Consider the following 19,880-nt stretch of genomic DNA (forward strand, 5'->3'; position numbering starts at 1 on the left):
TCTTGGGCAGGGTGTATAGGAAATGGGGCCTGTTGTCATAATAACCGTAGCCATCCTGTCAAACCCACAAGAGAAAGGTAGAGCTAACCCATGAAAAACGCAAAATTATGGATCATCATCGGTTTGGTGTTTCTATTGTCTGCGGCGGTCTATGCAGGTGTAAGACCCCATACGGATTCCAAAGCTTCGTCCAAAGCGGCGGTGGAGCCTGCGGAACAAACCATACCTACATTCGGATCAACGGTTTTAAAGTATGGATCCTCAGGCCAGGATGTGTATGAACTGCAGGGGCGCCTGAAATTTTTGGGCTTTTATAACGGAAAGATTGACGGACAATACGGATGGAGCACGTTGAAATCCGTCAAATGGTTCCAGTCCGAATTCGGGATGAAGGTGGACGGAACGGTCGGAGCCAAAACCAAACTGAAGCTGTACAATGCCACCAAAAATTGGCAGCCATCCGCAGCCGAGTCCGGAAACGCCGCCGGCAAACAACCGAGCACAAGCGGCAATCAGAAAAACACAAGCGAACCGATGGCCTCGGCCAACACGATGGGCCTGTCCGAAAACGATCTGAAAATTATGGCTAATGCGGTGTACGGCGAATCCCGCGGTGAACCGTTTGAAGGACAGGTTGCCGTGGCAGCGGTAATTCTGAACCGTGTCAAATCGCCAAGCTTTCCGAATACGCCCCATGGCGTTATATTTCAGCCGGGCGCATTCACGGCGGTAGCCGACGGACAAATTTATCTCACGCCGAACGAAACGGCCCGCAAAGCGGTGCAGCAGGCGTTAAACGGCTGGGATCCGACCGGGGGATGCCTGTACTACTTTAACCCGAAAACAGCCACTTCGAAGTGGATCTGGTCCCGGCCTCAAGTCTTGACGATCGGGCAGCATATTTTCTGCATGTAAAAGGATTGAACGTAAGTTTGGCACCGTAACTTCGTTCGTTCCCCGAAGCAGATTGCGCATGAGGGAAAACAGCAACCGGAGGGTTTGTCTTCGGTTGCTTCTTCACTTTCCAATGGTATAGAATGGAACTTAATCAAAAGCGTGACGCTTTATAAATTCATGGCTAAAGGAGTTTTGGACCTTGAATACAACTGCTTTTCAACATGGAAACGCCAAGCGGATCCGGATTCACGTTCTGCCGACGAAACGCTTTAAGACGTTTGCAATATCGCTCTACGCAGGCATCCCGCTTGCAGAGGACACCGTAACGCCTACGGCCTTGACTCCTTTTGTACTCCGCCGGGGTACCGTTACATATCCGGAGACCCGCCAGTTCCGCGAGCAGCTGGAGCAAATGTACGGGGCCGGCTTCGGTTTTGATGTGTATAAAAGAGGCAACTACCAGATGGTGCACTTCCGGATGGACACAATTAACGATTCGTTCGTAAAGAGCCAGGAGAGCCTGCTCGCATCCTCATTTGCTTTTCTCGGCGAAGTGGTGACGCGTCCCGTTTTGGAGGGAGGCCGTTTCCGCAGTTCTTACGTTCAGGCGGAGAAGGAGAACGTCCGCAAGAAGCTGGAATCCATCGTCAACGATAAGATCCGCTACGCCTCCGAGCGCTGCATCGAGGAGATGTGCCGCAACGAGCCTTACCGTCTTCATGCGCTCGGACAGCGTCAGGACCTGGAGAAAATTACGCCGGAGAGCCTGCACGACGGGTACCGCAAATGGCTGAGCGAAGCCAGCATGGACCTGTATGTGGTCGGGGACACGACGCTCGAGGAAGTGGAGAAGCTCGTCAACGCGCACTTTGATCTCGGTTCTGAACCGGGTATTACGTACAAGACCGAGACGCCGGTGCGTCAGTCGGGCGAGCCTCGTACCGTAGTGGAGAAAATGGAAGTGAGCCAGGGCAAGCTGAATCTGGGGCTGCGCACCTCCATCACTTATGGGGATGATCATTATGCGGCAGCATTAATGTACAACGGCATTTTGGGCGGATACCCGCATTCCAAGCTGTTCATGAACGTAAGGGAAAAAGCGAGCCTCGCCTACTACTGCTCTTCCCGCTATGACGGGCACAAGGGAATTGGAACGATCCAGTCCGGCATTGAAGTGCAGAACTACGAAAAAGCGCTTGATATTATCAAGGGCCAGCTCGAGGAAATGCGCTCCGGGCGCATTACCGATCTGGAGATGTCGCAGACGAAGGCGATGATCCGGAATCTGCTTCTTGAAATTGAGGATTCGGCTTTTGAAATGATCGCTTACGACTTCAACCGTCAATTCTCCGGCAAAGACCGGTCAAGAGAAGAGCTGCTGCAGCAGGTGGAAGATATTCAAGTCGCGGATGTTCAGGCGGCCGCGTCGACTTTTGATTTGGATACGATTTATTTTCTGAAGGGTCAGAAGGAGGAATAGCCGGTGGAAAAACTTCAGTACGACAATTTGCAGGAGACTCTCTATTATGAAGTGATGGATAACGGCCTTCACGTCTACGTGCTTCCGAAGCCGGGTTTCCAGAAAACCTATGCGACGTTTGCCACTAAATACGGTTCTGTCGACAACCACTTCCGGGTGGAGGGACAGGACGAAATATCGGTTCCTGACGGGATCGCCCATTTCCTGGAACATAAAATGTTCGAGGAGCCGGAAGGCGACATTTTCGCCACATTCGCCTCCCACGGCGCATCCGCCAACGCATTTACGAGCTTCGACCAGACCGTGTACCTGTTTTCAGCAACCGAGCACATTCCCGAGAATCTGGAGACGCTCGTGAACTTTGTGCAAAATCCTTATTTCACCGACCAGAACGTCGACAAGGAAAAGGGGATTATCGGGCAGGAAATCAACATGTACCAGGATAACGCCGACTGGCGCGTCTATTTTGGCCTGATCGAAGCGATGTATAAAATCCATCCGGTGCACATCGATATTGCCGGTACGGTGGAATCCATCAGCACGATTACGAAGGAGACGCTGTACACTTGCTATAACGCCTTTTATCATCCGAGCAACATGCTGCTGTTCGTCGTCGGCGGAGTAAAGCCGGAAGAAGTGTTCGACCTCGTCCGTGCCAACCAGGCGAAGAAAGATTATCCGCCTCAAGGCAAAATCGAGCGTATCTTTGAGCCGGAGACGGTCGGTGTTGCGGAAAAACGCCGGGTTAACAAGCTGCAGGTGTCCATGCCGAAATGCCTGTTCGGGTTTAAGGAAAAAGAAGTGGGACTGACCGGCAAGGAGCTGCTGAAGCGCGACCTGACAACAAAGCTCATGCTTGATTTGCTGTTCGGGTCAAGTACGGAGCTGTACCAAAAGCTGTACGACGAGGACCTGATCTCCGACAGCTTCTCGCATGAATACAGCAGTTCTCCGCAGTATGCCTTTTCGGCCGCGGGCGGAGACACCCGTGATCCCGACCAGCTTCTTGCCCGGATCCGCGAAGAGGTCGACGGCATTCTGGCATCCGGCTTCAAGGAAGAAGATTTCGAGCGCGCCCGCAAGAAAAAAATCGGCGGATACCTGCGCATGCTGAATTCTCCGGAAAATATCGCGCATGAATTCACCCGCTACCAATTCCGCGGCGGCGACTTCTTCAGCGTGATTCAGCTGTATGAGTCCATTACGCTCAGCGATGTGAACAACCGCCTGAAAGAGCATGTGGATTGGGAACAGCTAGCGGTATCGGTCGTGGTGAATCCTTAATGCAGCATAGGGGAGAGGAGAGCCTGCACAAGCCGATCGGAGAGACGACGGTGCTCGTCACCGGGGCGAGCCGCGGCATCGGTGCCGCCATCGCCGAGCGTTTTGCAGCGGTAGGGATGAACGTGGTAATCCACTACGGGTCATCGCACGAAGCCGCCAATGACGTGGCCCGGCGCTGCATGCAGTCCGGAGCCAGAGTCATGACGGTCTCCGCCGATTTGCGGGATAAAGACCAGATTTTGCGCATGCGCGACAAGCTGGATACCCACGGTTTGCTGCCGGACATTTTGGTGAACAATGCGGGCGTCTCTCACTACGGCCTTCTTTCGGACGTGACCGAGGAAGAATGGGACGAAGTGATGTCCGTTAATTTAAAAGGCATGTTTCTGTGTACACAAGCTTTTATGCCCTACATGATTTCCCAGCGGAGCGGCCGCATTATCAACATATCCTCCGTCTGGGGGATTTCGGGCGCTTCCTGCGAAGTGCTGTATTCGACCACCAAAGGCGGTATTAACGCTTTTACCAAAGCGCTTGCCAAAGAACTTGGCCCTTCTGGCGTCACGGTGAATGCGGTAGCTCCGGGCGCGGTGGATACCGAAATGCTGAACCATTTGGACGACGAGGAAAAACGGATGCTCGAGGATGAAATTCCGGCCGGACGGCTGGCCAGACCCGACGAAATTTCGTCCCTCGTTTATTTTCTCGCGCTGCCCGAATCCGGCTACATCAACGGTCAGGTAATAAGCCCCAACGGTGGATGGATTACCTGAGCCGCCAGGACGGTCTTCCCTGCATAGGCGCGCCCCAAACAGGTTATATTACAACTGTTGATTTCAAATCTCATGCGCCACAGCAAAGGGAGGACTTATCAATATGTCAACAGTAGTAAAGAACTTTGATGCCTGGAAAAAGTTTCTTGGGGAACGCGTCGCACAAGCCGAAAAAATGGGGATGAGCGAAGACACCATCGCCAAGCTGGCTTACGAGATCGGTGATTTTCTCGATGAGAAAGTCGATCCGGCCAACGCTTCCAACCGTGCGCTGAAGGAGCTGTGGGAAGTGGGCAACCGTGAAGAGCGCCAGACGATTGCCCGGCTGATGGTTAAATTAGCCAAGAAAAACGCTTAACATTAGGAAAAAGCCCCCATTTGGGGGCTTTTCTCTAATGTTTACAGAGTTGACCTTGTTTTTCATATGTATTTTATATATCATTAACGTGACCCATGAAATAAAGGCGATTTTTTGGAAGCCTCACCCGAAAGGGCTGCAGGTTTATTTTATTGGAAAACATGGGAAAAGGTCAGATGGGGTGTCGAAGTGGAAGCGAAACAATGGTACATGGAGTATAAGATACATAAGAACCGTCCGGGTCTGCTCGGGGATATTGCATCCCTGCTCGGTATGCTGGAGGTTAACATATTGACAATTAACGGGGTTGAAGGCAAAACGCGGGGAATGCTGCTGGAAACCAATGATGATGAGAAGATCCAATTGATGGGTGCCATGCTGAAAAAGGTCGACAGCATAACGGTTTCCGCGCTGCGGACGCCGAAGCTTGTCGATATTTTGGCTGTGCGCCACGGCCGGTACATCGACCGCGATTCCGATGACCGGAAAACATTCCGTTTTACGCGTGACGAACTTGGGTTACTGGTTGACTTTTTGGGTGAAATATTTAAGAAGGAAGGAAACCAGGTGATCGGGCTTCGCGGGATGCCCCGCGTAGGCAAAACCGAGTCCATCATCGCGGGGAGCGTGTGCGCCATGAAGCGCTGGACGTTCGTATCCTCGACACTGCTGCGGCAGACGGTCCGAAGCCAGCTCTCTGAAGACGAAATGAACCGGAACAACGTGTTTATTATCGACGGAATCGTCAGCACGATCCGTTCCAACGAACGCCACTACAACCTGCTGCAGGATATCATGAACATGCCGAGCACGAAAGTGATCGAGCATCCCGATGTATTCGTGCAGGAGTCCGAGTATACGTACGATCATTTCGATATTATTATCGAGCTGCGCAACAATCCGAATGAAGAAATTATTTATGACACTTTCACAAGCACATACAACGACGATCTGTAAGTAATTTGATGAGGAGGTGATGGTGTTGTCTGAACTGGGTCAACAGTTAAGAGAAGCCAGACTGCAGAAGGGCATGAGCCTGGACGACGTGCAGGAAATGACAAAAATCCGCAAAAGATACTTGGAAGCCATCGAAGCAGGGGACTACAAGGTGCTCCCCGGCAGTTTTTATGTGAGGGCTTTTATTAAAACATATGCCGAAACCGTGGGACTCGATCCGGACGTTCTGCTCGAAGGCCACAAGAAGGAAGCTCCTCCGGAGCCGGAAGCGACGATGGAGCCGGTCATTCAGAAGCGGTCCAGCAGCCGCTCCTCGTCGCCTGAACGAAACGTGAAGTGGCTGTCGACCGTGCTGATGTGGACGTTCCCGATTCTGATCATTGTCGTTATTTATTTGTATGCGAACAACGCAAGTTCGCCAAAGAAAGACAACAGCATCGATTCGTCCAAGGTTACGGAGCAGCAGGATCCGGCAACGGCGCAAAATCAGGATCCGCCCGCAACAACAACTACGCCGCCGGACAATGCCACCAATCCGGGGGATGACGGCAGCAAGGACAATTCCGGAAATTCGGACACCACAACGACGGATAACACAAACACGGACAGCGGAAATACCGGGGGCAAGGACACAACCACACCGCCGGATCAAAATGGCACGGACCCTTCAGGCACCGGAACAGATCCTTCGGGAACCGGTACGGACTCGACGGATACGACGAACCAAGGCAATCAAGGCGTAACCGTAGCTCCGGACGGCAAGAGGGGCAAAACGACGATCTTCAAGGTTGCAGCAGCCCAGGGAACACCGGTTCAGGTGGAAATCAAAGCGACGGGCGAGAGCTGGCTTGAAGTGTACAAAGGCGAAAATTCGTCCGGCGAGAAGCTTTCTTTCGGTAAAACGAAGGAGGGGGATACCCTGACGTTTACGCTCGATTCTTCCGGCATGTACATTAAATCGGGATATTCTCCTGCAACGACGATTACGGTAGCAGGGCAGACGGTGGAGGACGGCAAATCGACTTCGCGCATTCTGCTGAAGCTGGACGATTCCGGTACGGGCGGTACGACAACCGGTAATGATTCGTCGACCGGGGATTCCTCCGATCAATCGGATAACAGCAACGGCTAAACGGCGGGACAGGCTCGGCTGAATAATGCCATACACTCCAGGGGACAATAGTTCTAGCTTTAAGTCCTTCTTATTCCGGATAGAAATGAGGTGTATGGTTATGACTGTCAGCTGGATCACCACGATTGTGGGGATTATCGTCAGCCTGCTCGGTTATTACCTCACTCCCAGCGCTTGGGGGTACGGTATTCTTGGATTTGGACTGGCATGGATCGTATTGGGCATTTTGGATATGTTCCGCCAGCCAACCCGTGACCGCAGCCGATCGTAAAATAAGAACAAGGCATTCCCGGGGACCCATGAGCCGGCGAATGTCTTTTTTTTGAAGTCCGTGTTCATTGCTTGTAAGCTTCCGCTAATCGCGTCCTGTCTTCTGCCTAAGCCCTGCCTAAGCAGTACCGAACGCCGTGAGATAATATCTGTGAACGGTAGGAACGCTGTTTAGGATTAGACTTGTCCCGGTTAATTTCATATAATATGACATGAAAAGGAACTGAAAGGGCGTGTAATGATGAGTTCGGAAAATTCGTTTGACATTGTTTCCAAATTGGACTTCCAGGAAATGATCAACGCGATCAATCAAACGGAGCGTGAAATCGAAACCCGTTTTGATTTTAAAGGGAGCAAGAGCAGCCTGAAGCTGGAGAAGGAGACGCTGGTCATTACCTCCGATGACGAGTATAAGCTCAATGCGGTAATTGACATTTTGCAGTCCAAAATGATCAAGCGTGGTTTGTCGCTCAAAAACGTAGATTACGGCAAGGTCGAGCCAGCTTCGATGGGAACCGTCCGCCAGCGGATCACCCTGAAGCAGGGAATCGATCAGGACAACGCCAAGAAAATCAACGTGCTGATCCGGGATTCCAAGCTGAAGGTTAAAAGCCAAATCCAAGGCGATCAGATCCGGGTGACCGGGAAGAGCAAAAATGATCTGCAGGCGGTCATGCAACTGCTCCGCAAGGCGGATCTGCCGCTGGACCTGCAGTTTACCAATCTGAAGTAATGCGGGCGTATACCGCACGGCAAACGGGCTGGAAGAGGAGCTTACTCCTCTTTTGACAGTGTATAAATTGATATATTATACTGTAACTTGTCCCGCTGTCTTGGCGGGGTTGCCGGCCTGGCGCAAACTGTGCCTGCTGCCCCAAAGTAGAGGATTCATACATAATGGATGGTCTGGGTGCATTATTATTCATTTTCGGCCTGCCGTGCATGTGAATGTCGTTTCTTAGTTTGATTTATCCGGGGAGGGTTTACAGTGAATCTGCCCAACCGTATTACCATTTCAAGAATCTGTTTGATTCCGGTCATGATGGTGTTTCTTCTGGTCGACTTCAAGTTCTATCCGGAACCGATTACCTGGAATTCATTCGAGCTGCCGTACAATCAGCTGATCGCTGTAATTATTTTTATTCTGGCAGCAAGCACAGACGGTATAGACGGTTATTTGGCGCGCAAAAACAACTTGGTTACAAATCTCGGAAAACTGCTGGACCCGCTGGCCGACAAGTTGCTTATTACAGCGGTGCTGGTTTCGCTCGTCGAAATGGGAAAGTGCGACTCCTGGATCGCTGTGGTTATTATCAGCCGCGAGTTTGCCGTTACCGGCCTGCGCCAGATTGCGCTGCTTGACGGGGCTGTCGTGGCGGCCAGCAAATGGGGCAAGGTGAAGACAGTCATTCAGATTGTCGCCATCGTGGCGATTCTGATCAACAACTTCCCGTTCGAGATGATCGGCCTGCCGTTTGACGATATTGCCATCTGGGCAGCGGCTTTGATCACGATATACTCGGGGATCGATTATTTTGTCAAAAACAAAAAACTGCTTCAGCTTTCCAATGTGTAAGGCAATAGGGATATCCTATTGCTTTTTCTTTCCACCAAACGCTGTGATACGGATAGGCTAAAAACGTGTAAAGTGTTCAATATAGGTATATCCATTCTACTTTACGATAACAGGGAGGCCAATCAAGGATGAAAGCAGAAATCATTGCAGTCGGTACGGAGCTGCTGCTTGGACAAATCGTGAATACCAACGCGCAGTACTTGTCGCAGGAGCTTGCGGCAATGGGAATAGACGTCTATTACCAGACGGTCGTCGGCGATAACGCCTCGCGGCTTCAGGGCGCCATTGAGCTTGCTTCGCAGCGCGCGGATATCCTGATCCTGACCGGAGGCATCGGCCCGACCCAGGACGACCTGACCAAGGATGCCCTGGCCGCGCATGTCGGCCGCTCCCTGCACATTGACCGGCTGGCGATGGATCAAATCGAAAGATTCTTCGCAGGGCGGGGGATCAACATGACGGAGAACAACCGCCGTCAGGCGCTCGTCATCGACGGCAGCACGCCGCTGCCGAATGAAACAGGATTGGCCGTCGGACTCGCGCTTGCCCAGGAGGATAACTTCTACATCGTTCTGCCGGGTCCTCCAAAAGAGTTGAAGCCGATGTTCGACCAGCAGGCGAAGCCGTGGCTCCTTCAGCATGCCCTGACCGACGAAATGCCGATTTACTCCAAAATGCTCAAGTTTGCCGGCATCGGCGAATCGCTGCTGGAGGATCGGCTTCTGGACCTGATCGACGGACAGACCGATCCAACGATCGCTCCTTATGCGAAGGAGGGTGAAGTGACCGTCCGCATCTCCACCAAAGCGCCTACAGAGCAGGAAGCCATGGAGAAACTGAATGCGATGCAGGGGCAAATTCAAAGCCGTCTCGCAGACCATATGTACGCCAGCATGGACGTGCCGATCGAACGGATCATCGTTGACATGATGGCGGACCGCGGGATTACGCTGAGCGCCGCTGAGAGCTGCACAGGAGGCATGCTGATGGAGAGCATCACATCCATTCCGGGCAGCGCCACCATGTTCGTGGGAGGGATCGTCTGCTACTCCAACGAAATGAAGGAGAAGCTGCTGCATGTCCCGCATGCGCTGCTGGAGGGAGACGACGCACCGGGAGCAGTGAGCGCCGAAGTGGCCGAAGTGCTTGCCGAAAACGTGCGGATGATCACGGACAGCGACTTCGGCTTATCCGTTACGGGTGTCGCGGGGCCGGGGTATTCCGAACGCAAACCGGTCGGCCTCGTGTACGTCGGGATCGCCCAGCGCGGGCAGAAGACCGAAGTGTTTGAGCTGAAGCTGAACGGCAACCGCGAAACGATCCGAGTCCGCTCGGTCAAAACGCTGCTGTACCGGTTGTGGCAAAGACTGGTATCTACCGATCGGGCCACCGGGGAGTCCAAGGATCAGGTTTGAAGTTGTGCAGCCGCTGGCCAGGCGGTATAATATAACCATACGGAAGAACCGTGCAAAAAATAAGTTTGCCGCGGTTCTTTTTCTTATGGTTGGAATAGGGGTGGAAGCCTGTTCCAGTTCGGACTCTTGCATCCGATCATCATAGAAGAACAAACGCCCACAGGGGACCCCCACATTTGGCGGGTTTTCCTTGCGGCGGTTGGTTTAAGGTACGGCGGCATGATGATGAGAGGAGAATGCCCGGCAAAAAAAAACGAATGTATGTTCGAAAAAATGCTTGGCAAACGTTCCAAAACAAGGTATCATAATAGTATAAACGGTGAAGGATGTGAGTTTATTGTCAGATCGTCGTGCTGCGCTTGAAATGGCGCTTCGTCAAATAGAGAAACAATTCGGTAAAGGTTCGATCATGAAACTCGGTGAGTCGACACATATGCAGGTGGAAGTTGTTCCCAGCGGCTCCCTGGCTCTAGATATAGCACTTGGTATTGGCGGACTTCCAAGAGGCCGCGTTATTGAAGTATATGGACCGGAATCTTCCGGTAAGACGACGGTGGCCCTCCATGCCATCGCTGAAGTACAGAAGGTCGGTGGACAAGCTGCTTTCATCGATGCGGAGCATGCACTTGATCCGTCGTATGCCAACAAGCTTGGCGTCAACATTGACGAGCTGCTGCTGTCTCAGCCGGACACCGGTGAGCAGGCGTTGGAAATTGCGGAAGCCCTCGTACGCAGCGGCGCCGTTGATATTATCGTCGTGGACTCGGTTGCCGCGCTCGTACCGAAAGCGGAAATTGAAGGCGAAATGGGTGATTCCCACGTAGGTCTGCAGGCTCGTCTGATGTCCCAGGCACTGCGTAAGCTGTCCGGTGCGATTGCGAAGTCGAAGACGATCGCGATCTTTATCAACCAGCTTCGTGAGAAAGTCGGCGTCATGTTCGGGAATCCGGAGACGACTCCGGGTGGCCGTGCCCTGAAGTTCTATTCTTCCGTTCGTCTGGATGTACGCCGTATTGAGAGCATCAAGATGGGCAATGATGTCGTGGGTAACCGGACGCGGATCAAGGTCGTCAAGAACAAGGTGGCTCCTCCGTTCAAGCAGGCGGAGATCGACATCATGTACGGCGAAGGCATTTCCAAGGAAGGCAGCATTATCGATATCGGTACGGAATTGGATATCGTCAATAAGAGCGGTGCCTGGTACTCCTATGAAGGCGAGCGCTTGGGTCAGGGCCGCGAGAATGCGAAGCAGTTCCTGAAAGAAAATCAGCCTATTTCGGAAGCGATCGAGAACAAGATCCGTGAGGCAAGCAATTTGACGACGACGGTGAGCGCGCCGACCGCAGAGGAAGCAGCGGCCGAGGAACGCGAAGAACAGGAATTGTTAGAGCTGGAATAGGGTTATCGTTTGAAATCGTATTCCGTGAATGAATTGAGACTATAATGAGGACGCTCCGTGATGACCTGTCACTGGGCGTCTTTTCTCATATAGAGAGTACGTTAAGAATGCGGTTCAGTTATACGACTTACATTGAACACGTGATGGGATGTGAGAGAGATGCGAAAAGGAAATAGCCATGAACATCAGGAAGGGCAAGGGATTCATGAAGAGCAGGAAATCCATGAAGAACAGGGAATTCATGAAGGACTGGCCGGGTTCCCGGACGATGAAACCCTTTGGATCACGGAGGTAGAGCGTCTGGCCAAGCCGAGAGGGCGTTATTTGATATCGTTCGGACCCTACACCCTTTCCGTCCACGAAGACGTCCTCGTGAAGTACCGGATGGTCAAGGGGAACGCCTTTACGAAGCAGGAACTGGAGGAAATCGTCGTAGCGGACGAGCGGCAGCAGGCTTATGTCGAAGGCTTAAAGGCGCTGGAGCGGAAGCCACGGACACGCAAGGAAATTGAAATGAAACTACGGCAGAAAGGCATCGAAACGGGATCGATTGAGTATGCGCTGAACCGGCTGGTGGAAGAAAGGCTGGTGGACGACGAAAGCTATGCCAGGCAGTGGGCGCAGCAGCGAATCAGGAACCACCGCAAAGGCAAGGCCTGGATCAGGCAGGAGCTTCAGCAGAAAGGCGTCGATAAGTCGATTATATCCGAGGCGCTGGCTGAAGTCAGTTCCGATCAGGAATTTGAGGCAGCCCTGGCAGCCGGCCGAAAGAAATGGAACCAGACGAAGGGCGAAGCCGCCGATCGCAAGCGCAAAACGGGGGCTTATTTGATGAGGCGGGGATACTCCGGAGAGCTGGTCCGAAAGGTCATTAATCAGCTGCTCAAGGAGGATGCTTATCCCGAGGATGAAGAGGAATATTTTTCATTCGACTGAGGAAGAAGTTGACACAATATGAAATGCCCTCTCTTGACAATATCTTTTCACAAATACTAAAATGAAGATGAATCTATTCCTGTAAAAAGATCTTTTTTCCTTCCAAAAAAAGGTTTTTTAATGAAAGATTCTAATTTCTCTCCAATTCATATGAACTACCCCCGCCTTATCCCGCCTCTAGGGTAGCACGGGTTTTGTACAACCTTCCCATGGGGAAGTTGTGCAGATGGAAAATGATTGAAGTACGTATGATGAATTGAAATGAATGGACAACTGTAGAAGATCCCAAGGAATACCTTGGAGGAACCAACGAGGAGGTGAACTGAATGCCTATATGGCTATGGGTCGTTCTCGTTGTTGCCGCATTGTTCTTGGGGTTCGTGATTGGATATTTTATTCGCAAATCTCTTGCAGAGGCTAAAATTTCTAGTGCTGAAGAAGCTGCTGTACAGATCGTGGAAAACGCGCGTAAGGAAGCAGAAGCACTGAAGAAGGAAACGGTACTGGAGGCTAAAGACGAAGTACACAGAATCCGGACCGAAGCTGAAAAAGACACTCGTGAGCGTCGAAATGAAATTCAACGGCAGGAAAGACGATTGTTGCAAAAAGAAGAGTCGCTGGATAAAAAAATTGAATCGCTTGAACGTAAAGAAGAGCAAGTGGCCAACAAGGAGAAACGCATCGAAGAAACTCAACAGCAGATCGATTTGATTTACAAAAGCCAGGTCACGGAGCTGGAACGCATTTCCAGTTTGACCATGGAAGACGCACGAAGCATTATTTTGAGCAATGTAGAGCAGGAAGTTCGCCATGAAACCGCTCAAATGATTAAAGATATTGAGCAGCAGGCGAAAGAAGAAGCTGACAAGAAATCCCGTGAAATCGTAACGCTCGCCATCCAGCGCTGCGCTGCAGATCATGTGGCGGAGACCACCGTATCTGTGGTGACGCTGCCGAATGAGGAGATGAAGGGACGGATTATCGGGCGTGAAGGCCGGAACATCCGTGCACTGGAAACTCTGACCGGTATTGACCTCATTATTGATGATACGCCTGAAGCTGTAATTTTGTCGGGATTTGATCCGATCCGCCGGGAAATTGCCCGGACCGCTTTGGAGAAATTGGTGGCAGACGGACGCATTCATCCCGCTCGGATTGAAGAGATGGTGGAGAAATCCCGTAAAGAGGTTGATGAGCGGATTCGCGAGTATGGCGAACAAGCGACATTCGAAGTGGGTGTACATGGTTTGCATCCGGATTTGATCAAAATTTTGGGACGGCTCAAATTCCGCACCAGTTATGGTCAGAACGTGCTGAAGCATTCCATGGAAGTGGCTTATCTGTCCGGGCTGATGGCCGGAGAGCTCGGCGAGGATATCGTATTGGCCAAGCGTGCAGGCTTGCTGCACGACATCGGTAAAGCGCTGGATCATGAAGTGGAAGGCTCACATGTTGAAATCGGCGTGGAGCTGGCCAAGAAATACAAAGAACATCCGGTGGTTATCAACAGTATCGCATCCCACCATGGCGATGTAGAGGCAACTTCGGTCATCGCGATGCTGGTTGGCGCAGCCGACGCTTTGTCAGCTGCAAGACCGGGAGCGCGCCGCGAAACGCTCGAAACGTATATCAAGCGTTTGGAGAAGCTGGAGGAAATCTCCGAATCGTTCGAAGGCGTCGAGAAATCGTTCGCGATTCAGGCAGGACGCGAGGTCCGCGTCATGGTACAGCCTGAGAAGATCGATGATGCCGAAGCATTCCGCCTGGCTCGGGATATTACGAAGACGATTGAGAATGAACTGGACTATCCGGGGCATATCAAAGTGACGGTCATCCGCGAGACTCGCGCGGTTGAATACGCGAAATAATGTAAATGATGAAAAGTGGCCGCTTTGGGGGCCACTTTTCATATTTGTTCATCTTAAGGGGGAGACCAACATTAACGTATTATTTATTGGAGATATCGTGGGCAGTGTAGGCAGAAAGGCGCTTAAAGCGACACTGCCCTCGTTAAAAACGAAGTATAACCCTCATATCATCATTGTGAACGGCGAAAATGCCGCTTCCGGCAGAGGGATCACGCAGTCGATTGCCAAAGACTTTTTCGATTGGGGTGTCCATGGGATTACGCTGGGAAACCATACGTGGGATAACAAGGAGATTTTTGACTTTATCGACGACGAGCCGCGCATGGTGAGACCGGCCAATTTTCCGCCGGGGACGCCGGGATTGGGACATACGATCATTAAAGCGAACGGCAAAGAACTGGCCATCGTGAATTTGCAGGGACGTACGTTTCTGCCGGCCATTGACTGCCCGTTTCGGGCCAGCGACGACATTGTCGACCAGCTCCGCAAGAAGCACAAGCATATTCTTGTTGATTTTCATGCCGAAGCCACATCCGAGAAAATCGCCATGGGCTGGCATCTGGACGGCCGTGCTTCGATCGTCGTAGGAACACATACCCACGTGCAGAGCAATGATGATACTATTTTACCGAACGGAACGGCCTATCTCACGGATGCCGGCATGGTCGGTCCTAGAGAAGGCATTTTAGGCATGGAACGCGATGCGGTACTCCGCAAATTCAAAACACAGCTGCCGGTCCGGTTCCAGGTCGACAACGGAAAATGGCACTTCCACGGCGTATTTGTCCAGCTGGACGATGCAACCGGCAAGGCGCTGAAAATGGAAAAAATTCGGATTCTCGAGGACGATTGGATCATGGATTGACCGAGTTTTCCTCTGAGACTATTGGCGGATTTATGGCTGAAAAATTGTCAGAAAGAAGGAATTATTTCCGGACTCCCGAATAACATCTAGTATGTGGAAGCTTATCATCATTCCCAGGGGAGGTACTTACCATGGAAGTATTAAAAGTTTCAGCAAAGTCCAATCCAAATTCTGTTGCCGGTGCTCTGGCAGGCGTGCTTCGTGAACGCGGGGCGGCTGAACTGCAAGCCATCGGAGCAGGCGCACTCAATCAAGCGATTAAAGCGGTAGCCATTGCCCGGGGATTTGTAGCACCCAGCGGAGTAGACTTGATTTGTATTCCAGCCTTTACGGATATCGTTATTGACGGGGAAGACCGAACGGCGATCAAGCTGATCGTAGAGCCCAGATAAGGGAAATGGCAGGATATGCCATCATTTGATGAAACCTGTTTATTGATATAAGCTGAATGAAGCCGGATTAGAGGTGCTCGGTGAGTACCCGGACTTTGATTCAGTTTATATGGGATAGACAGGTTTTTTTGCTTGCGTACCGCGGAAAGGAGAGGCATAAGCATGACAATTCCGGTGGTGGATTATCATTGTGATGTATTAAGTAAAATGGTGAAGGATAAAAGCATCTCCTTTGTGGACGATCCGATGCTGGATGTGACCTACAAGCGTCTGCTGGAAGGAGGAGTGGCGCTGCAAACCTTCGCCATCTTTTTGTCTGAGGAACGGGGGATTCCCCGCTTTGAGCATATATTGGATCAGATCGACGTGTTTACCTCCCGCGTCGTTCCCGTGCAGGAAGGCGTCCGGTGGATGAAATGGAGAGAAGACGCAGCCTCGCTGGAGCATGCCGTAAAGGCGGCGGAGCAGCACCCGCCTCAAAGCCACGCCCTTCAGCCGTGGGGGCTTCTGTCCGTGGAGGGCGCCGACGGATTCGAGGGAAACTTGTTTTATGTCAAAGTGTGCTATGATCTGGGCGTGCGGTTCCTTGGGATTACGTGGAATCATGCGAACTGGGCTGCCGACGGCGTGATGGAGAAGCGCAAGGGAGGCTTTACCGAAAAAGGGAAACAGCTCATTGAGCTGTGCAACGAAACCGGTTTGCTGCTGGACGTATCCCATTTATCGGAGGCCGGGTTTTGGGAGCTGGCCGAACGATCGAAACGGCCGTTTATCGCTTCCCACTCCAATGCAAAGGCGGTGTGCCCGCATCCCCGTAATTTGAACGATGAGCAGATCCGGGCAATCGCAGCGATGGACGGGCGCATCGGAATTACGTTTGTGCCGTATTTTGTAAAAGAAGGTCCAGGGCCGGTCGTTCCTGCAGATGTTCTTCCCCATATTGAGCGGATGTGCGAGCAGGGAGCGGGGAACATGCTCATGTTCGGCTCCGATTTTGACGGGATCGAAACATGGATTCAGGATCTGGAGCATCCCGGACGCTATCCGGCGTTTATCGATCTGCTGCTTACCCGCTATCCGGAGGATCTGGTCAAAGGATGGATGTCGGGCAATGCGCTCTCTTTTCTGAGCAGGCATCTTCCGGCTAAACCGGTTTGATTCGAGTGGAATTAAACCATGTTTTGGCAATACGGAGCAGACATTTTGACAATCTTGTAGCAGAATGGCAGGAAATGCATGAAAGTTGGAATGAAAGCGGTGACGTCTTTTTCTTTTTTGGGTAAAAGGATGTATAATGAGTCTGGCCTGTACAGAACATAGAGAAAATTTAAGGAGTGATCCACGTGAGTAAAACTGTACCTGTAGGCGTGTCCGCACGACATATCCATCTTACCCAAGAACATATTGAAGCTTTGTTTGGTCAAGGCTATCAGCTGACCGAATTTAAACCGCTATCCCAACCCGGACAATTCGCCGCCAATGAAACGGTGGCCGTTATCGGTCCGAAGGGTCAATTTGATAAGGTTAGAATTTTAGGGCCTGCCCGTTCGGCAAGCCAGCTGGAAATTTCCCGTACGGATTCTTTCGCCATCGGCGTAAAAGCTCCGGTCCGTGAGTCCGGAAATATTGAAGGAACCCCAGGCATCAAGGTAAAAGGTCCGCAAGGTGAGATCGAACTGGAGAAGGGCGTGATCGTTGCTGCTCGTCATATCCATTTTCACACGAGCGACGCGGAAGGCTGGGGCATTGCCGACAAGCAGCATCTGAAAGTGCGCATCGGCGGCGAGCGCGGCCTGGTGTTTGAAAACGTCATTGCGCGCGTATCCGATTCGTTTGCGCTCGACATGCATATCGACACGGACGAGGCCAACGCAGCCGGCGCCAAAACCGGAGATACGGCTGAAATCATTGACTAACAACGACTGACCAGGCCGGCAGGCCTGTAGAACGGGGGAGCGATCCTCCGTTTTTTTGTTGTTCAATCAGTGGCGTGATGCACGAAAGATGTCTTTCGATGCAACGATTCGGCTATGCTTATACAAAGATGGAAGTCCCGGCAATCAGTAGATATGCCATTAGGTTCATGCTATAATTTATTAGAATGTCGTTTAACAGGGGTTCCCTGGATTAAAGGAGTGGTCAACAGCATGGCAAAGGAAACGAAGGATTACTCCAAATATTTTGATTTCTCCGATGCCAAAGTTCTGTCAGAGGACGAATTCGGAAAGAAGATCCGGATCAAGGGCCGTGAGATTCATATTATTTCGGAGCCTAACCATAGACAAAGCAAGAAACGGCGCAAGGAAGATGTTCAAGTGCTGTATGAGAACGCGGTGCCGGAAGAGCTTCAAGGGATTGGAGCAGGCAAGCATTATATCGTATACACGTTCGGCTGCCAGATGAACGAGCATGACTCCGAGACGATCAAGGGCATGCTGGAGATGATGGGCTACACCGCTACCGAAGACCGCAAGGAAGCTGACATCATTCTGCTGAACACATGCGCCATCCGTGAGAATGCAGAAGACAAAGTGTTCGGCGAGCTCGGCCATCTCAAGCACCTGAAGACGGAGAAGCCCGATATGCTGCTTGGCGTTTGCGGCTGTATGTCTCAGGAAGAAGGCGTCGTCAACCGGATTATGCAGAAGCATGGCTTCGTGGACATGATCTTTGGTACGCACAATATTCACCGGCTGCCGATGCTCATCAAGGAAGCGCTGTTCAGCAAAGAGATGGTCGTGGAAGTGTGGTCCAAGGAAGGCGACATCATTGAGAACCTGCCGAAGAAGCGTGAAGGACTGCGGGCGTGGGTCAACATTATGTACGGCTGCGACAAGTTCTGTACATACTGCATCGTTCCGTTTACCCGGGGGAAAGAGCGCTCCCGCCGGCCGGAAGACGTGATCGCCGAGGTTCGTGATTTGGCGCGCCAGGGCTTCAAGGAGGTTACCCTTCTCGGCCAGAACGTGAACGCTTACGGAAAGGATTTTGACGATATCCGGTACACGTTTGCCGACCTGATGGACGATATCCGCAAAATCGATATCCCGCGCGTCCGATTTACAACGTCACATCCGCGCGACTTCGACGATCATCTGGTGGAGGTCCTCGGCAAAGGGGGCAACCTCGTTGAGCATATCCATTTGCCGGTGCAGTCGGGCAACAACGAAATTCTCAAAATCATGGGCCGGAAGTACACCCGCGAAATTTACCTGGAGCTGGTTCGCAAGCTGAAGGAAACCGTGCCAGGATTGGTGCTGACGACCGACATCATCGTCGGCTTCCCGGGCGAAACCGAAGAGCAGTTTGAGGATACGCTGAGCCTGGTGCGCGAAGTCGGCTTTGACTCGGCGTACACCTTTATTTATTCCCCTCGGGAAGGTACGCCAGCGGCCGTCATGGAAGACAATGTGTCCATGGAAGTGAAGAGCGAGCGGCTGCAGCGCCTGAACCGGACGATTGAGGAGTACAGCCGCAAGAGCCACGAAAATCTTCGCGGGCAGATCGTCGAGGTGCTGGTGGAAGGCGAGAGCAAAAACAACGCCTCCATCCTGGCAGGAAGAACGCGCACCAGCAAGCTTGTCCATTTTGAAGGCAGCAAGGAATTGATCGGCAGCTTCGTAAACGTCAAAATTACGGATGCGATGACTTGGTACATCAAAGGCGAAGTCGTGGATGTGCCGCAGGCCGAAGCAGCGATAACTCAGTAAATTCCATAACAGAATAGGGGTATTGAACCGAGATGGAGAAGGGTCATATCAATAAATACGGCATGATGTCCTATGATACGAAGGATCTTGTGATCCGCGACGATATTATGTCCAAGGCCAAGGAACTGGCCGAACTGATTTCCGGAAGTGAAGAAGTGCAGCAATTCCAGAAGGCGGAGGAGAAAATCCGCAATCATGAGCGCGTACAAAGCCTCATTGCCACCATCAAGAAGAAGCAGAAAGAGATCGTGGCCTTCGAATCCTTCCAAAATCAGGAAATGGTTGCTAAAATCGAGAAAGAAATCGAAGCGCTGCAGGATGAGATCGATGCGATTCCTCTCGTGAACGAATTTCAGCAAAGCCAAAGCGATATTAACTATTTGCTGCAGCTGGTCATTTCCGTCATCCATGATACGGTATCGGAAAAGGTCAACGTGGAAGCGGGAACGGAAGCGCCTCCTTCCAGCTGCGGCTAACCTTTACAAGGCTGCGGACGAGACGTCCGCGCCTTTTTTTCAAATGCAGATCGCATGGCTTTCGTGGTTTCGCTGAGTACCAGAATAACATC

Annotated in this window: 20 protein-coding genes; all 20 read left to right on the forward strand. The window is 51.8% G+C overall.

The features are described 5' to 3' along the window. Positions 1-90: 90 nt before the first annotated feature. The gene (sleB, locus tag MKY74_RS15685) at positions 91-915 is read left to right on the forward strand and encodes a spore cortex-lytic enzyme (RefSeq protein ID WP_076168007.1); all 825 of its coding nucleotides are present in this window, start codon (positions 91-93) and stop codon (positions 913-915) included. Between the two features lie 181 nt (positions 916-1,096). After that, positions 1,097-2,377, forward strand: a complete 1,281-nt coding sequence (gene yfmF / locus MKY74_RS15690; RefSeq protein WP_076168004.1) for an EF-P 5-aminopentanol modification-associated protein YfmF — start codon at positions 1,097-1,099, stop codon at positions 2,375-2,377. Between the two features lie 3 nt (positions 2,378-2,380). Further along, a complete protein-coding gene (yfmH, locus tag MKY74_RS15695) occupies positions 2,381-3,661 on the forward strand; it encodes an EF-P 5-aminopentanol modification-associated protein YfmH (protein WP_076168001.1) in 1,281 nt (426 codons plus the stop codon). After that, entirely contained in the window at positions 3,661-4,434 is a 774-nt protein-coding gene (ymfI, locus tag MKY74_RS15700) for an elongation factor P 5-aminopentanone reductase (RefSeq protein ID WP_076167998.1), read from the forward strand. The genes yfmH and ymfI overlap by 1 nt, the downstream gene beginning before the upstream one ends. A gap of 103 nt (positions 4,435-4,537) precedes the next feature. After that, positions 4,538-4,792, forward strand: coding sequence for a DUF3243 domain-containing protein (locus tag MKY74_RS15705; RefSeq protein ID WP_076167995.1), 255 nt, complete (start codon positions 4,538-4,540; stop codon positions 4,790-4,792). A gap of 189 nt (positions 4,793-4,981) precedes the next feature. Beyond that, the gene (locus tag MKY74_RS15710; protein WP_076169541.1) at positions 4,982-5,749 is read left to right on the forward strand and encodes a DUF3388 domain-containing protein; all 768 of its coding nucleotides are present in this window, start codon (positions 4,982-4,984) and stop codon (positions 5,747-5,749) included. Between the two features lie 25 nt (positions 5,750-5,774). Next, on the forward strand, positions 5,775-6,881 hold the full coding sequence (locus tag MKY74_RS15715; protein WP_076167993.1) for a RodZ domain-containing protein: 1,107 nt from the start codon (positions 5,775-5,777) through the stop codon (positions 6,879-6,881). A gap of 100 nt (positions 6,882-6,981) precedes the next feature. Beyond that, a complete protein-coding gene (locus tag MKY74_RS15720; RefSeq protein WP_163872676.1) occupies positions 6,982-7,152 on the forward strand; it encodes a hypothetical protein in 171 nt (56 codons plus the stop codon). Between the two features lie 240 nt (positions 7,153-7,392). Then, the gene (locus MKY74_RS15725) at positions 7,393-7,884 is read left to right on the forward strand and encodes a YajQ family cyclic di-GMP-binding protein (RefSeq protein WP_076169539.1); all 492 of its coding nucleotides are present in this window, start codon (positions 7,393-7,395) and stop codon (positions 7,882-7,884) included. Positions 7,885-8,139: 255 nt separating this feature from the next. After that, positions 8,140-8,727, forward strand: a complete 588-nt coding sequence (gene pgsA, locus MKY74_RS15730; RefSeq protein ID WP_076167990.1) for a CDP-diacylglycerol--glycerol-3-phosphate 3-phosphatidyltransferase — start codon at positions 8,140-8,142, stop codon at positions 8,725-8,727. 128 nt (positions 8,728-8,855) lie between these two features. Then, positions 8,856-10,142, forward strand: a complete 1,287-nt coding sequence (locus MKY74_RS15735; protein WP_076167987.1) for a competence/damage-inducible protein A — start codon at positions 8,856-8,858, stop codon at positions 10,140-10,142. Positions 10,143-10,479: 337 nt separating this feature from the next. Continuing rightward, positions 10,480-11,541 (forward strand): recombinase RecA, encoded by a 1,062-nt coding sequence (gene recA / locus MKY74_RS15740; protein WP_076167984.1) that lies wholly within the window; start codon positions 10,480-10,482, stop codon positions 11,539-11,541. 159 nt (positions 11,542-11,700) lie between these two features. Next, on the forward strand, positions 11,701-12,477 hold the full coding sequence (locus MKY74_RS15745) for a regulatory protein RecX (RefSeq protein WP_084203766.1): 777 nt from the start codon (positions 11,701-11,703) through the stop codon (positions 12,475-12,477). A gap of 326 nt (positions 12,478-12,803) precedes the next feature. Next, positions 12,804-14,345, forward strand: a complete 1,542-nt coding sequence (rny, locus tag MKY74_RS15750; protein WP_076167981.1) for a ribonuclease Y — start codon at positions 12,804-12,806, stop codon at positions 14,343-14,345. A gap of 70 nt (positions 14,346-14,415) precedes the next feature. Then, a complete protein-coding gene (locus tag MKY74_RS15755) occupies positions 14,416-15,210 on the forward strand; it encodes a TIGR00282 family metallophosphoesterase (RefSeq protein WP_084203849.1) in 795 nt (264 codons plus the stop codon). A gap of 131 nt (positions 15,211-15,341) precedes the next feature. Continuing rightward, positions 15,342-15,602 carry a stage V sporulation protein S gene (locus MKY74_RS15760; protein ID WP_006286829.1) on the forward strand — a complete coding sequence of 87 codons (261 nt, stop codon included), beginning with the start codon at positions 15,342-15,344 and terminating at the stop codon, positions 15,600-15,602. 162 nt (positions 15,603-15,764) lie between these two features. Beyond that, positions 15,765-16,760 carry a dipeptidase gene (locus MKY74_RS15765; RefSeq protein ID WP_076167979.1) on the forward strand — a complete coding sequence of 332 codons (996 nt, stop codon included), beginning with the start codon at positions 15,765-15,767 and terminating at the stop codon, positions 16,758-16,760. A 185-nt stretch (positions 16,761-16,945) separates the two neighbouring features. Then, positions 16,946-17,518, forward strand: a complete 573-nt coding sequence (gene pduL, locus MKY74_RS15770) for a phosphate propanoyltransferase (RefSeq protein ID WP_076167976.1) — start codon at positions 16,946-16,948, stop codon at positions 17,516-17,518. Between the two features lie 231 nt (positions 17,519-17,749). Then, a complete protein-coding gene (gene miaB / locus MKY74_RS15775; protein ID WP_076167973.1) occupies positions 17,750-19,312 on the forward strand; it encodes a tRNA (N6-isopentenyl adenosine(37)-C2)-methylthiotransferase MiaB in 1,563 nt (520 codons plus the stop codon). A 32-nt stretch (positions 19,313-19,344) separates the two neighbouring features. Then, complete coding sequence (locus MKY74_RS15780) at positions 19,345-19,788, forward strand: RicAFT regulatory complex protein RicA family protein (RefSeq protein WP_076167971.1); 444 nt, start codon at positions 19,345-19,347, stop codon at positions 19,786-19,788. The last annotated feature ends 92 nt before the right edge of the window (positions 19,789-19,880 follow it).

Source organism: Paenibacillus sp. FSL R5-0378, assembly GCF_038009285.1.
In the GTDB taxonomy this organism is placed as follows: Bacteria; Bacillota; Bacilli; order Paenibacillales; family Paenibacillaceae; genus Paenibacillus_AQ; species Paenibacillus_AQ favisporus.